The following is a 15,040-nucleotide window of genomic DNA, read 5'->3' as shown; positions in this document are numbered from 1 at the left end:
TCGTTAAATCACGATTTACATTCTAAATACGCCAAACTGCGTATCTTCAATAGGTGCGTTAAGGGCTGCAGCAAGGCTAAGTGATAAGACCTTACGTGTGTCTGCAGGATCAATTACGCCATCATCCCACAGGCGTGCAGAGGCGTAGTAGGGGTGACCTTGCTTCTCGTAAGTATCAACCACGGGTTGCTTAATAGTATTGGCCTGCTCGTCGGTAAATGTCTCGCCTGCGCGCTCAGCTTGGGACTTTTTAACTTGTACAAGTACACCGGCAGCTTGCTCACCGCCCATTACCGAAATTCTAGCGTTAGGCCACATGAACAAAAAGCGCGGGTCGTATGCACGCCCGCACATACCGTAGTTCCCTGCACCAAAACTACCACCAATGAGAACGGTAATTTTGGGTACCTTGGCACAGGCAACCGCGGTTACCATTTTTGCGCCATGTTTGGCAATACCGCCAGCTTCATACTGCTTACCGACCATAAAGCCTGTAATGTTTTGTAAAAATACCAATGGAATTTTGCGTTGGCAGCAAAGCTCTATAAAGTGCGCGCCTTTTTGAGCTGATTCAGAAAACAAAATGCCGTTGTTTGCCAATATACCAACAGGATAGCCGTCAATATGGGCAAAGCCACACACTAAGGTTTCACCATACAGCTTTTTAAATTCGTCAAATTCACTGCCATCTACAACGCGTGCAATGACCTCACGAACGTCATACGGTTGGCGGCTATCTTTGGGTATTACGCCATAGATTTCGCGCTCATCGTACAGCGGCGGCTGAGGTGTTTTACGCTTTACATTGTCAGTGCTTTTTCTATTGAGTCTGGCAACAGCGTCTTTTGCTATTTGTAAGGCATGGGTATCGTTTTTGGCTAAATGGTCAACTACGCCAGATGTGCGGCAGTGCACGTCACCGCCACCGAGTTCTTCGGCTGTGACAATTTCACCCGTAGCGGCTTGGACCAACGGTGGGCCCCCTAAAAATATAGTGCCTTGCTCTTTTACAATAATCGATTCGTCGGCCATCGCGGGTACATATGCACCGCCTGCTGTGCAAGAACCCATGACCACGGCAATTTGAGGAATATTTTTTGCCGACATGTTGGCCTGATTAAAAAATATGCGACCAAAATGCTCTTTATCGGGGAACACCTCATCTTGTCGAGGTAAGTTTGCCCCACCTGAATCGACCAAGTACACGCAAGGAAGGTGGTTTTGCTCGGCAATGGTTTGCGCCCGCAGATGCTTTTTGACCGTCAGTGGGTAATACGTTCCGCCTTTAACGGTGGCATCATTTGCCACAATCATGCACAGCGTACCGCCTACTTGACCAATACCGGCTACCACACCTGCACACGGCACGTAGTCTTCGTAAACCTCGTGGGCTGCTAGTTGACCTAGCTCTAAAAACGCCGTGTTAGGGTCGAGCAAGGTTTCGATGCGCTCTCTAGGAAGCAACTTACCACGGGAAGTGTGCCTATCACGACTGGCTTGTCCGCCGCCGAGCATTAGCTTTTCCACTAATTGATAAAGGTCGTCGACTTGCGATTGCATGTGCGCTTTATTTTGCGCAAAGTCTTCGCTGTTAGGATTGATTGAGCTCTTTATGACCGGCACAATGACTCCAAAATGAGTTGAAAATAAACAATATTACCCACCAATATAGTCAAACATTACGCCTTGCGATAACTTTTCAGCGATATCGCGTCGTTGTTGCTATAACGTGGTAATGATGTTCACAGGCAGTTCGCAATGAGCCAGACTGCTTGTGATGAAATTCATGACCAAATGGTACTCAACGCCGACTGATGAGTCAGTGCTCAGTAGCCCTAGTGTGTCTATTTAGATTCGTTAAACAATTCTCGGCCAATGAGCATACGGCGAATTTCTGACGTGCCCGCACCTATCTCATATAGCTTTGCATCGCGCAATAATCTGCCGGTGGGGTATTCATTGATATATCCGTTGCCACCGAGCAGCTGTATCGCATCTAACGCCATCTTGGTTGCAAGCTCAGCTGAATACAAAATCGCACCAGCGGCATCTTTGCGTGTTGTTTCTCCGCGATCACATGAGCGAGCAACGGCATACACGTACGCGCGTGCGGCATTCATTTGTGTGTACATGTCGGCAACCTTGCCTTGTACAAGCTGAAATTCACCGATAGATTTACCAAACTGTGTTCTGTCGTGGATGTAAGGAACAACTGCGTCCATCGCCGCTTGCATAATGCCTAATGGCCCGCCAGAGAGCACCAAACGCTCGTAATCAAGACCGCTCATCAGCACCTGTACGCCGCCGCCTTCACGCCCAACAATATTCTCACTGGGGATTTCACAGTCTTCAAATACTAATTCGCAGGTATTTGATGAACGCATACCAAGCTTATCTAGCTTTTGCGCCTGACTGAATCCAGGGGTGTCTTTTTCAACGATAAAGGCAGTGATCCCTTTAGAGCCAGCGTTTACATCGGTCTTGGCATAAATGATAAATACGTGGGCATCAGGGCCGTTGGTGATCCACATTTTATTGCCATTGAGCACGTATTTGTCGCCGTGTTTGTCGGCACGCAGTTTCATGCTTACCACGTCTGAACCGGCGTTAGGCTCAGACATTGCAAGTGCACCAATGTGTTCACCTGAAACTAACTTAGGCAGGTAACGTTCTTTTTGAGCTTGATTACCATTTTTAGCCAACTGGTTCACACAAAGATTTGAGTGTGCGCCGTAACTTAAGCCAATACCTGCGCTAGCGCGACTAATTTCTTCCATTGCTACGGTATGGGCTAAGTAACCCATGTTAGAGCCGCCAAACTCTTCACTGACGGTAACACCAAGCAATCCCATATCGCCAAGTTTCGGCCATAGTTCATTTGGGAAACTGTTTGCTTCATCTGCTTTTTCGGCAAGGGGCGCAATTTCGTTTTGCGCGAAGTTATACACATGTTCACGAAGCATATCGATATCTTCGCCAAGGCCAAAATTAAGCGTCGGGTAGGGCGCGTTGATCATGCAACACCTCTTGTTAAGTCGTTAAGTTCTTCTTTACACCGTGCTTCAACATCATCTAACTCATTCATTAACATTTGAATGTCGTTAAGTTGTTGTTCAAGCACAGCGCGCTTTTGTTCCGTTAACTGCAGCATCGTTTGTAACTGCGCTGCGGAATTTGGGTTAACATCGTAAAGTTCAAACAGGGTGCGTATTTCTGCAAGCGAAAAGCCTAAACGTTTGCCGCGTAAAATAAGCTTTAGACGCACTTTATCTTTTGCATGATAGATACGCGTTTGACCGTTGCGGACAGGCTCCAATAAATTTTGCTCTTCGTAAAAACGAATAGAGCGTGCGGTGATATCAAAATACTTTGATAATTCACCTATGGAGTACGTCTGAGTTTTAGAATCTGGCTTGTTTAACATACGCTTGCTACTGATTGACCCATTAAATGCAATAATGCACTTTACGTTTACGTAAAGTCAAGTTAACGTAAACGTAATGTGAAAATAAAATGCGCATAAACAAGATGAGGATCTCAAACCTATCTTCATTTATATTGATAAAACAATTCAGGTTAAACTGACAAAGATGTTGTCATGAATATGCTTAGATAATAGGAATGTAAAATGAATGAATCAGTCGTAATCGTTGCCGCCAAAAGAACCCCAATGGGCGGCTTTATGGGAGCGCTATCTTCAGTGGCGTCGCCAGTGCTAGGTGTAAGCGCGATAAAAGCGGCAATAAGTGATGTAGATAAAGCCACTATCGATGAAGTGATCATGGGTTGTGTACTACCGGCTGGGTTAGGGCAAGCGCCTGCGCGCCAAGCAACCTTAGGTGCAGATTTACCGTTGTCGGTAGGCGCGACTACTATCAATAAGGTATGTGGTTCTGGTATGAAGGCAATCATGCTCGCGCATGATTTGATTAAGGCTGGTAGCGCAAGCGCAGTAGTAGCGGGTGGTATGGAATCTATGTCTCGCGCGCCCTACTTGTTAAGTAAAGCACGCGAGGGCTATCGTATGGGCCACGGTCAAACCTTTGACCATATGATGCTCGATGGCTTAGAAAACGCCTACGATTCAAAAGCAATGGGCTGTTTTGCGCAAGATACTGCCGACGAAGAACATATTACCCGCGAACAAATGGACGAATTTGCTATTGCATCTTTGACCAAGGCACAAAATGCTATTGCCGAGGGCATGTTCGTTGACGAAATTACGCCGGTGATGGTCAGTACTCGTAAAGGCGATATTATTGTCGATACCGATGAAGGACCTGGTAATGCCCGTATTGATAAAATCCCAGGTTTGCGTCCTGCATTTAAAAAAGACGGCACGGTGACGGCGGCCAATTCGAGTTCTATTTCAGATGGCGCGGCAGCACTGCTTCTTATGTCAGAAGGTAAAGCGTTAGAAGCCGGACTTAAGCCACTAGCACGAGTGGTTGCGCATGCTACTAACGCGATGAAACCTGAAGAGTTTACCGTCGCTCCTGTAGGTGCCATTGAAAAAGTTTTGGATAAAGCTGGCTGGTCAGCCGACGATGTGGATTTGTTTGAAATAAACGAAGCGTTTGCCATGGTCACTATGCTGGCGGTTAACAAGCTTAATTTAGATGCAGATAAAGTGAATGTGAAAGGCGGCGCTTGCGCGCTCGGACACCCAATTGGTGCATCAGGTGCGCGTATTGTGGTTACCTTGCTTCACGCTCTTCGTCAACGTGGACTGAGTAAAGGGGTTGCCGCACTGTGTATTGGCGGTGGTGAAGCTACTGCATTGGCAGTAGAAGTGCTCTAGCAACATGCATATTGCCTTAGGCTCGATATACGTCGGGCCTATTTACGCTCAATAATCGGTTGATATTCCCAGTCACCATTATTAAATACAATGCGAGATTTGAGCGTTTCCTTGCTCGCTTTATAGGTACGTTTATTAAGCTTTACCACTACCCCTGGAAATAGCTCTTTATTTGCAACCACACGTATATTTTTTTCATACTCAGTTTTTGCGCTGTCTAAATCACCCTCAAGCTTACGCAGATAATTCAAAATATTTCTTTCTTTATCAATTGTAGTATCAAGCTTTGCCATTTTGCGTTTGAGCGCTTCAGGAATTTTTTTCTGGTTTAGCTTACTGAGTTTTATTTCATGGTCAGCATTAACAGACGCTAACGAGTCGAGTAAATCGGTGACAATTTCAAGGTGTTCATTCAACAAATTAAAGCCTTCAGAAAAATCGAACTCTAAAGAGCTGCCCGATACTGCGCCAACGCTACCCGCTTTAACTGTGCCCGCGCACACTATTTTACTAGCGAAGATATTACCCATGGGTTGCTCTAGGTCGCCTATAACGATGTCGCCTTTGCAATTTACTCTTGAGTACGCGAGTTGACGCTTTACGTTGAGGGTCTGTTCTACGGTGATGTCTAGCCCTTGGCCGTGCTGAAGGAAGATGCTTCCTTTTGCGCTCAAACGACAGTCTTCGTCGTTCATTTTCCCCGTTGCGCCTTGTGTCACAATGATGTCGCCGCCGGATTTGATATAGGCAGACTCTACAAAGCCATTAATGGTTACATCGCCGGTGGCGATGATACGCATATTCTCTGTGACGTCACCGTTAACAATCACCGCGCCTTTATAATCAACGTTCCCGGTTTTAACATTCACACCTTTACTTATAAACGTGTCGTCTACCGACATCTTATCGTCTTGGAACTTTGGCTGCCCTGAGAGTGAGGCTAAAATAGAATTTTCGTCGTTGGGCGAAATGTGGGTATTTTCACCGAGTTTAATCGCTACCCATTCACCTTTCATTGGGTTGAGGGTTTTGTTAGTGACCGTATACCCGGGGCGACCATCGGTAGGGGGCAATCGTTTTGCAATCTCTTGGTTTGCATCCACGCATAAGATGTCGCCAAGATTTCTCATATCTACCTTTTGTCCATCAATTTGTTGGGGCTGTAAAACACGATCTAAGGCGTTGGGAACTAAAGGCAGTATGCGAGAGGGTTTGCCCGCTCGCGGTGGTAAGCCAATGGCAACAACTTCAGTATATTTTTTGCCGGGGTCATTTTCTTTGGCGGTATTGAGTATGTTCTGAATTCGCTTTTTACTGATCCCACGGGTGATTTTATGTTCAGCAAGGATGGCGACGACCTCTGCAAAAGTAGGTAAGTGCACATCTTCAGTCAGCACAACGGAAATGGACGCTGACATCAAATCTTTGTCTATTTCGACCTCAATGGGGGACGTGTCAGACTCACTGATGAGCATATCAATTGTGTCCATATTCCCATCTGCTTTCGCTTGGGCAATGGCACTGATGACGGCGTTTATAGCGGTTTTACTTACCGCAACGTCTTTAAACTCACTGGCGTCAATGTGATGAGAGATTTGCTCAATAGTAAGATCGGTGTCACATAACAGCGGGTCAACTTCCATACGAAGCTGCTGTGACTGTGAGTCTAAATTAAACACAATACCTTTCATAACGCTCTATATACTGCCTCAGTTATCGTTCTACATTTGGCTAGCATAGGCCTCTAACTGTTTAAGAAGTCTAAGCTTTTGCACATCTTGTTGATGCTGTACCGCCAATGTTTGTATCTGTTGTTGAAAGGTCTCAAGGGACAAATATTTGTTGTCACTACCATACATAAACCTTTCACGCCGGTGCGCCTGCCACTTCACAAGCTCTGCTTCATCCATCATAGACGGATAATTACGACCAATATAGCGAAATAGTTGCTTGGCCAAAAGTGGGTTGTCGGTCTTGCCATAAAACCCGCTCAATGCTTGTGGCGCGCATTCAATTACGCCTTTCATCCATTGGCTATCGGCAGGCGAAGGGAAAGCTCTAGTATAGAGTTGCGCGTCGATGTCGGGAGACTCAGAAACCTGTAAACTGCGCTCGGCAAATAATCGGCACTTTTGCGTTAAATCAGGCACTTGCTTTAGCAAGTCATAGTTTGATAAACACCGTTCTCTATCAATCCCGAGTCGCGTTGCGTTTTCGGGCGATAAAGTTTTTGCATTAGCCACAAACGGCACTTTATTGGTCGCAATCTGAGAGACAGGTACTTGTTTGGTTTGGTAAAACTCGTCAATTACCCCTGGTTCATTTAGCGCATCAATTGTCATATCGGTCAATGGGGTAATATCTTTGTTTAGGTCAATTGCAATTAACGCATTTCGGTTGCTGCTATGTTGAGCAATGGGCATAAACCAACTGCAACATCCTTGCAGTGAAGAAATATAGCCAGAAATATGCAAGAACGGCGTTTGTTTTACGATGTCGATATGTTTTGCTACTTCATGCTTTTGTCTTAAGCCCCAATAATACTCATATAGTTTGGGTTGTTTTTCTTTTATCAGTTTCGCCAGTGCAATAGTGGCATACACATCACTTAAGGCATCATGCGCAGACTCATGCTCTAAGCCATTGGCTTGACTGAGCTCTTCTAGTTTAAAGCAGGGCTTACCATCATCATAATGCGGCCATTCAATCCCTTCAGGTCTTAACGCGTAGGCCGCTCTGACGAGGTCAATGATGTCCCATCGACTATTACCATTTTGGTATTCGCGTTCATATACGGGGAAAAAGTTACGGTAAAACATATTCCGCGTGACTTCCTCATCAAATTTAATGCTGTTGTAACCGGCGCTGCACGTTTCAGGTTGTGTGAGCTGTGTCATAACCTTTGCGGCAAACTCAGCTTCTATATGCCCGTCACGCAAACTTTGTTGAGGCGTGATGCCAGTGACTAAACATGCTTGTGGATGGGGCAGGTAATCATTTGGGATCTGGCAGAAATAGTTAACGGGTTTAGCAATGATGTTGAGATCCAAATCTGTTCGTAGCGCGGCAAACTGGACAGGGAAATCTCGTTTAGGGTCAACGCCCCAAGTTTCGTAGTCGTGCCAGAGAATACTTGCGGGCATAGCTACAAGGTTCCTTTTCGGATGTGATAACTATGACGAGTGTACCGACTGAAAGTGAGCGTAGCAATGCTTTATCCCAGATAAAACAAGCGGTAGGACGGTAAGCCTCGACCTGCCACAAAAAGCTAAGTCGATGAAATTTCGTTTTATTCCAATTTGCACACAATTTAGGGTTGTTTAGATTGTTTTTACTACCCCGACGGGTGTCAATCTCTTGACGCGTTTCTCAAGCGTTTTGGTGGTCAGCCATGCAAGAATTCAACTACTAAAAAAGCATAAGAAGTTATTTTTTATTAGCGTTTGACCTAAAAGATTTCGGCTAAAAAGCAGTAAACTTACTCAGGTAAATACGGAGACTTGGTTATGAAAGAGACAAATTTTGGTGAAGCAGCATTGATGCAGGCTTATCAATATTCGCCGGCACGCGGCGCTATGGGTATGGGCGCCATGCCTTTTTTTTCAATGCGTAAATTACGTTTGGTATACAACGAGCTTGCAGAGTCATCTAACTTCGAGTTCACCAATTTCGAAGACTTTAAACATCAGGTGCTTTCTTCTGTCGTGCCGCAGCTCGAGTTAAATAAGTGGCAGGCGATAGCATCGCGTAGATAACGCTGATTTTCTTGTAAGAGATTAGACATTCATTACAAATAGAATTATGGTATCGCTGAAAAAACAAGACGCTCCAAGTGAAAAAACTGCCGACTTAGAGCAACTGACTTTTGCAAGGATTTAGCGATGAAGCACAGCCTAACAACGTCTGTCTCAGCCTCACTTTTGTGCACCTTTGTGTCGTTCAGCGCGTTTGTCGCACATGAATCACAAGATGCAAAAAACCTTTGTGTTGCATTACAGAGCACTCATTCATAGGTGCTCTTTGTTTTTGATCGCCACACTCATTCAAAAGGTATAAACAACACAGCAAACACACAGCATCCTGCTTTAGTTTGTCCATTCTTACATTGCAAACACCAAGAACCTGATGTCATTTGATTTAAAAAAAGCTTTACCCACATGCATGCAAAAGCATCGCTTTAAGTTTATGCGCAAGGAAAAAGAACTTCAGCGTATCGACGATGATAACAAGCGACAGCTGGCATTTGAGTCGTTGTTGCTCGATATTCAGCGCTCGCAACTAGAATATGAGCAGCGCAAAGCGTCTGTGCCCGTTATACAGTACCCTCAATTACCTGTTGCTGACAAAAAAGAAGACATCAAAGCATTAATTGCCAAGCATCAAGTGGTCATTATTGCCGGTGAAACCGGTTCGGGGAAAACCACGCAAATTCCAAAGATGTGTTTGGAGTTAGGTCGTGGCATCAGCGGCTACATAGGCCATACACAACCACGAAGGCTTGCTGCGCGCAGTGTGGCCAGTCGCATTGCCGATGAACTTGGTAGTGAACTGGGTCAAACCGTTGGTTTTAAGGTCAGGTTTAGCGACCAAGTCAGTAGTAATAGTCTGGTCAAACTGATGACCGACGGTATTATGCTGGCCGAAATACAGCAGGACCGTTTTCTCAATCAATACGACACTATCATTATTGACGAGGCGCACGAGCGTAGCCTGAATATTGATTTCCTGTTGGGGTATTTAAAACAGTTATTACCTAAACGCCCCGATTTAAAACTCATTATCACGTCAGCAACCATCGACCCAGAGCGTTTTTCTAAACATTTCAATAATGCGCCCATCATAGAGGTGAGCGGCAGAACATATCCTGTTGAAATTCGTTACAAAGACCCGGTGGAGTATTATGGTAAAGACGTCAGCAAAGAGGACTTTGATGACAGTGAGCTATTAATCGACGCGGTTGACGAACTGATGCGTGAAAAGCCAGGCGATATATTGGTTTTTCTGAGCGGCGAGCGTGATATACGAGATGCACAAGATGCATTGAGCAAGCGCCAATATCGTAATACTGAAATTGTACCGCTTTATGCACGCCTATCGGCTTCTGAACAAAACCGCATATTTTCATCCCATCATGGTCGCCGCATTGTTTTGTCTACCAACGTTGCAGAAACTTCGTTAACGGTACCGGGTATTAAATATGTCATTGATACCGGCGTCGCCAGAATATCTCGATACTCGTATCGTAGCAAAGTGCAAAGGTTGCCGATTGAGGCAATATCTCAGGCATCGGCAAATCAGCGCGCTGGTCGCTGTGGGCGAGTGTCTGATGGTATTTGTATTCGCTTGTATTCAGAAGATGACTATTTGTCGCGTAGTGAGTTTACCGACCCTGAGATTGTGCGCACACATTTATCTAGCGTCATCATTCAAATGTTGGCATTGGGCCTTGGGGAGATTCATCGCTTTGGCTTTGTTCAGGCGCCCGACGATAAAAATATCAATGATGGTATCAAACTGCTCGAGGAGCTCGGCGCAGTATCAAGTAAGGCAGGGCGCTTACGCCTAACGCAAATTGGCCGTTCAATGGCGCCGTTGCCGCTTGACCCGCGCTATGCGCGCATGCTTTTAAAAGCAGGGGAGCTAGACGCAGTCTATGAAGTGCTGGTGATTACCGCAGGCCTTAGTGTGCAAGACCCACGTGAGCGACCACAAGAAAAGCAACAGCAAGCAGATGAGGCGCATAGTGAGTTTGCAGATAAATCATCAGACTTTATAAGTCTTTTAAATTTGTGGGAAGCGTTTAAAACTCAGCAAAAATCACTGTCTCAAAATCAGCTTAGAAAATGGTGTAAAACACATTTCATTCACTTTCAACGCATGCGTGAATGGCAGGATATCGTTAGTCAAATTAAGCAGTCTCTCAGTGCCATTAAGCTCTCGTTGAACTCTACCCCAGCAGACTATCAAGGGATTCACACGGCCTTAGCATGTGGTTTATTGTCGCAGTTGGGTATGAAAGATAACAATCGCCAGTATTTGGGTAGTCGCAATACGCAATTTATGATTTTTCCAGGCTCCAACGTTTTTAAAACCTCTCCTAAATGGATCATGGCGGCAGAAATGGTAGAAACCTCTCGCTTGTTTGCCCGTCAGGTAGCAAAAATTGACGTGCAGTGGTTAGAGCCTATGTGTACAGATTTAGCGAAGTTCAGCTATGCAGAGCCACATTGGAGTAAGAATCGCGGTGCGGTCATGGCATATATGACAATGACGCTTTATGGTTTGCCAATTGTTACGCGCCGCCTCGTAAATTATAGCAATATTGATAAAGTGGTGAGCCGAGAACTGTTTATTCGTGAAGCGTTGGTGAACGGTCAAACCAAGCTTAATTATGCCTTTCTCAGCCATAATCAAGCGCAAATCCAAGAAGTCGAATTACTGGAAAAAAAGGCAAGACGTCGAGATTTGCTTGCCGATGAAGAAACACTTTGTTTGTTTTACGATGAAAGATTGCCTCAGGATATCAACAATGAGGCAAGCTTTAAGAAATGGTGGTCAAAACATCAGCATGCTCAGGCTAATAAGTTCAAGTTTGATCACGAGGTGCTTCTTAAAAGAGATCCCTCTGAAGTAGGTGCCAATGATTATCCTGACATGTGGCATCAGGGCAATCTGCACCTACCGATAAGCTACCATTTTGAGCCCAACCAGGCCCTTGACGGGCTTGCTGTGCATATTCCCATACCCCTGCTCAATCAAGTGCACGAGGTGGGTTTTGACTGGTTAGTTCCAGGCATGCGCCACGAGTTGATTACGAGTTTGATTAAGTCCTTACCTAAACGCCTGCGTCGTAATTTTGTGCCCGCGCCAGATTATGCCAAGGCAGTATTAGCCGATATCAGCATGGTTGACAGCAGTGGTGCGCCTGTTGCCATTGTTGATGCTCTATCATTGAAGCTATTTAGAATGTCTGGGGTAAAGGTTAATCCAGAAGATTTTGACCCCAACGCCGTTGAAAGTCATTTGCAGTGTAATTTTGTGATAGAAGATGCGTCTCGCAAAATAAAAGCACAAGGTAAGTCACTTAATGCTTTAAAAATGCAGTTGAAAGGTGAGTTGAAACAGAGTCTAGACACCGTTGCAACCCCAGAGCTTGAAGTCAAAGATGTGAACGCATGGGATTTTGGTGCGCTGCCTGAGCAGTTTACGCAAAAACAAGCCGGTTATGAAGTCAAAGCCTATGTTGCTTTAGTGCATGAGAAAAACCAAGTCAACGTATCGTTAATCGATAACCCCGTAGAAGCAGCCATTAAGCATAAGCGTGGCCTTTACGAGCTCATTAAAAAGAATGTGCCATCACCGGTGAAGTATTTGCAAGAAAAGCTCCCTAACAAGGCTAAGCTAAGTCTCTATTTCAATCCTTTTGGTCAAATTAAGCCGTTGATTGATGACATTATCCTTGCCAGCATTGATGCGCTCGTCACAGCGCAGTACGATCCGCTTAAGGTGCGTGACGAGGCTACGTTCAAACAGATATGTGAGTTAGTCAGGGCGCACATCAACGACCAAGCTTTGAGCATTGCCAAACAAGTAGAGTCTGGCCTAGCCCTTGCTAATCAGGTTAATAAGCACACCAAGGGCAATATTCCCCTTAATATGATCAATCAAGTAAAACACCTTCAGGGACATGTAAATCAGTTGGTGTTTAAAGGGTTTGTATATGATCTGGGAGTAGGGCGTTTGGATGACTGGAATAGATATCTTCGGGCGTTGGTGTACAGAGCAGAAAAAGTTAAGGTAGATCCTAATCGCGACCGGATTAATCAGTTAGAAATCGATAAAGCACAGGATGCTTACGATGGGTTGATGACAGATTACAAAAACAAACATATGGATGTGCGTGATATAGAGGATATCCGCTGGATGATTGAAGAGCTTCGCGTATCTTTATTTGCACAACAGGTAGGTACTAAATTTCCGATTTCGCTAAAGCGCATCATGAACCGAATTGCACAAGGCTAAATAAATCAATAAGCTAAGCTTCAGCGCGATCATATTGTGCAAATATCAAAGAATAAAGGTATGAATTTTCGTACCGTTCTAATGCAAAGCAATTGTTAATAAACAGTTGACAGTGCCTGCGCAACTCCCTATAAATACCACTCGACATTTTTAAGTTATAGGAGTAGCACTATGTTGGGATATGATGATAAGCGAAATTTTTATAGAATGATGGTAAATTCGCCATGCGAGGTTTCACTTTCAGATAATCCATCTGCCACCCCATTTGCGGCCGTATGTCGAGACATCAGCGCAACAGGTATGTCATTAGAAGTTGAACTATCAAGTCTTGAACTAGGCACTTTACTCGACATAACTATCGATTCTAGCAATGACCAAATCCCTTCATTAGAAGCAAAAGCGAAAGTCGTCAGATGCGATGCGAGCGGCGACAATGCGTGTCTTATTGGCGTTGAAATTAGCGAAATGAAATAAGTCTAGTTGCGCTTAATGCACACTAGACCTTTTAAGTAAGCTCCCTCTGGAAAACTACTGGCGATCATATGGTCGCTGTCCTGTTCGAGTCTTTGTAAATAATTCAGCTGCGTGTTGGCGTCTAACGCAGCGTCTGCAATAATTTTATTAAACAAATCTTGGCTAACCAAGCCAGAACAACTAAAGGTGAGTAAGGTGCCTTGTGGTGACAATAGTTCACATGCGAGGCGATTTATATCCTTATATCCGCGAGCCGCACGCTCTAAATGCCGCTTGTTTTCAACAAATTTTGGCGGGTCCATGACAATAACGTCAAATTTTTCACCGCGCTCTTTGTATGTTCTTAGTAGCTCAAACACATCTTCTTTAATGTGGGAAACCTTGCTTTGCTCTTCGCTTGAAAAGTTAAGTTCAATATTGCGCTGTGAGGTTGCCAATGCGCTTTGTGATACATCGACATTAACCACCGATTGCGCGCCACCTTGCAGTGCATATAACGAAAACGTGCCAGTGTAGCTAAAGCAGTTCAGGACGCGTTTGTTCTTGCAAAGGGCGCCAGCAATCATCCGGTTTTTGCGTTGATCTAGATAAAACCCTGTTTTATGGCCCGCAACTAAATCCACCTCAATATTTAAGCCATTTTCTTCAATCGTTACACTTGCCGGCAGTTCGCCCACATGGGTTTGTACCAAGGGTTCTAAACCCTCCTTTCTCCTAACTTCGACATCGCTGCGCTCATGAATGACGTGATCAGCAAAGATTGTGCTTAGTGCATTTACGATTTTGGATTTGTGTTTTTCCGCGCCAGCACTAAGTAACTGCATAACTAAGATATCGGCGTATTTGTCAACGGTAATCCCCGGTAGCCCATCTGACTCTGAGGCGATGACGCGATAGGCATTAGTGTTAGACGCCCCAAGCCACTGCTGACGAACGTTTAACGCTTCTTGGATTTTGCGCTTGAAAAACACATCGTCTATAACTTCATTTTGTTCAAAACTCCATACGCGTGCGCGTATTTGAGATTCAGGTGAGTAAGCCGCCTTTGCTAACCATGTGCCATCATCGCTAATAACATCTACCGTCGCGCCTTTGTGGGGTTGCCCTACAAGTTTGGCAACAGCACCTTCAAATATCCATGGATGACGCCTGTTTAATGATTTTTCACGTCCCGGGTGAAGAACAATGGCAGTTTTCATAGCGTTTCCTCAAATCCAACATCTTCAGCCTTAGCATCAGATGTAGCCGCCTCGCGTGCTAAGTCATCTACCAGTTCATTTTCTGCCTGTCCAGAGTGACCTTTCACCCAGTGCCATCTAATTTTGTGTTTGCTACACGCCTCGTCTAGCGCCTTCCACAAGTCGACATTTTTAACTGGCTTTTTTGCCGATGTAAGCCAGTTGTTGCGTTTCCACGTTGATATCCACTGATTGATGCCGTTTTTTACATATTGGCTGTCGGTGTATAAATCGATAGAGCAAGGTTCGCTTAGTGCGTTTAACGCTTCGATAGGGGCCATGAGCTCCATACGATTGTTGGTTGTATGCTTAAAGCCCTTTGACAGTGTTTTACGATGTTTGTTGAACATCAATAATGCGCCATAGCCACCCGGGCCTGGGTTACCTAAACATGAGCCGTCGGTATACAAAATCACTTTTTTCATTATTTTTAGGCTTTCCCAAAATTCGAGGTGTTCAGCAATAATGTGGCGAAGTATACTTACCCCAGCGACAAAAAGGAAAA

At 44.9% G+C, this 15,040-nt stretch carries 11 protein-coding genes; 4 read left to right on the top strand and 7 right to left on the bottom strand.

Translation table 11 applies throughout. The annotated features are described in order from the left end of the window. Window positions 1–15: 15 nt before the first annotated feature. From KJ365_RS02450 to KJ365_RS02440, 3 genes are all read right to left on the bottom strand, one after another. Window positions 16–1,623 carry a carboxyl transferase domain-containing protein gene (locus KJ365_RS02450; RefSeq protein ID WP_214450015.1) on the bottom strand — a complete coding sequence of 536 codons (1,608 nt, stop codon included), beginning with the start codon at window positions 1,621–1,623 and terminating at the stop codon, window positions 16–18. A gap of 221 nt (window positions 1,624–1,844) precedes the next feature. Then, window positions 1,845–3,014, bottom strand: coding sequence for an isovaleryl-CoA dehydrogenase (locus tag KJ365_RS02445; RefSeq protein WP_352109302.1), 1,170 nt, complete (start codon window positions 3,012–3,014; stop codon window positions 1,845–1,847). After that, entirely contained in the window at window positions 3,014–3,424 is a 411-nt protein-coding gene (locus KJ365_RS02440) for a MerR family transcriptional regulator (RefSeq protein WP_214450013.1), read from the bottom strand. Before KJ365_RS02440 ends, KJ365_RS02445 begins: the two co-directional genes overlap by 1 nt. A 204-nt stretch (window positions 3,425–3,628) precedes the next feature. Between KJ365_RS02440 and KJ365_RS02435 the strand changes: the two genes are divergently transcribed. Further along, window positions 3,629–4,801, top strand: coding sequence for a thiolase family protein (locus KJ365_RS02435; protein WP_214450012.1), 1,173 nt, complete (start codon window positions 3,629–3,631; stop codon window positions 4,799–4,801). Between the two features lie 38 nt (window positions 4,802–4,839). Here KJ365_RS02435 and KJ365_RS02430 read toward each other — a convergent pair whose 3' ends face one another. Together KJ365_RS02430 and sbcB are read right to left on the bottom strand one after the other, a co-directional pair. Next, on the bottom strand, window positions 4,840–6,492 hold the full coding sequence (locus tag KJ365_RS02430) for a flagellar assembly protein A (RefSeq protein ID WP_214450011.1): 1,653 nt from the start codon (window positions 6,490–6,492) through the stop codon (window positions 4,840–4,842). Between the two features lie 30 nt (window positions 6,493–6,522). Further along, the gene (gene sbcB, locus KJ365_RS02425) at window positions 6,523–7,944 is read right to left on the bottom strand and encodes an exodeoxyribonuclease I (protein WP_214450010.1); all 1,422 of its coding nucleotides are present in this window, start codon (window positions 7,942–7,944) and stop codon (window positions 6,523–6,525) included. 363 nt (window positions 7,945–8,307) lie between these two features. Here sbcB and KJ365_RS02420 point away from each other — a divergent pair, with 363 nt between their 5' ends. The 3 genes from KJ365_RS02420 to KJ365_RS02410 all read left to right on the top strand — a co-directional run bounded on the left by KJ365_RS02420 (window position 8,308) and on the right by KJ365_RS02410 (window position 13,297). Then, window positions 8,308–8,556: a hypothetical protein gene (locus KJ365_RS02420; RefSeq protein WP_214450009.1), complete on the top strand. Its 249-nt coding sequence runs from the start codon at window positions 8,308–8,310 to the stop codon at window positions 8,554–8,556. A 370-nt stretch (window positions 8,557–8,926) separates the two neighbouring features. Continuing rightward, a complete protein-coding gene (hrpA, locus tag KJ365_RS02415) occupies window positions 8,927–12,823 on the top strand; it encodes an ATP-dependent RNA helicase HrpA (protein ID WP_214450008.1) in 3,897 nt (1,298 codons plus the stop codon). A gap of 171 nt (window positions 12,824–12,994) precedes the next feature. Beyond that, window positions 12,995–13,297, top strand: a complete 303-nt coding sequence (locus KJ365_RS02410; protein WP_214450007.1) for a PilZ domain-containing protein — start codon at window positions 12,995–12,997, stop codon at window positions 13,295–13,297. Window positions 13,298–13,299: 2 nt separating this feature from the next. Here KJ365_RS02410 and KJ365_RS02405 read toward each other — a convergent pair whose 3' ends face one another. Together KJ365_RS02405 and rnhA are read right to left on the bottom strand one after the other, a co-directional pair. Next, entirely contained in the window at window positions 13,300–14,496 is a 1,197-nt protein-coding gene (locus KJ365_RS02405) for a class I SAM-dependent rRNA methyltransferase (RefSeq protein WP_214450006.1), read from the bottom strand. Beyond that, window positions 14,493–14,960: a ribonuclease HI gene (rnhA, locus tag KJ365_RS02400; RefSeq protein WP_214450005.1), complete on the bottom strand. Its 468-nt coding sequence runs from the start codon at window positions 14,958–14,960 to the stop codon at window positions 14,493–14,495. Before rnhA ends, KJ365_RS02405 begins: the two co-directional genes overlap by 4 nt. Between the last annotated feature and the right edge of the window lie 80 nt (window positions 14,961–15,040).

This window comes from Glaciecola sp. XM2 (assembly GCF_018595715.1).
Taxonomy (GTDB): Bacteria; Pseudomonadota; Gammaproteobacteria; order Enterobacterales; family Alteromonadaceae; genus Glaciecola.
Note: the sequence above shows the minus strand (reverse complement) of the source record. Positions and strands in the feature narration are given on the sequence as shown.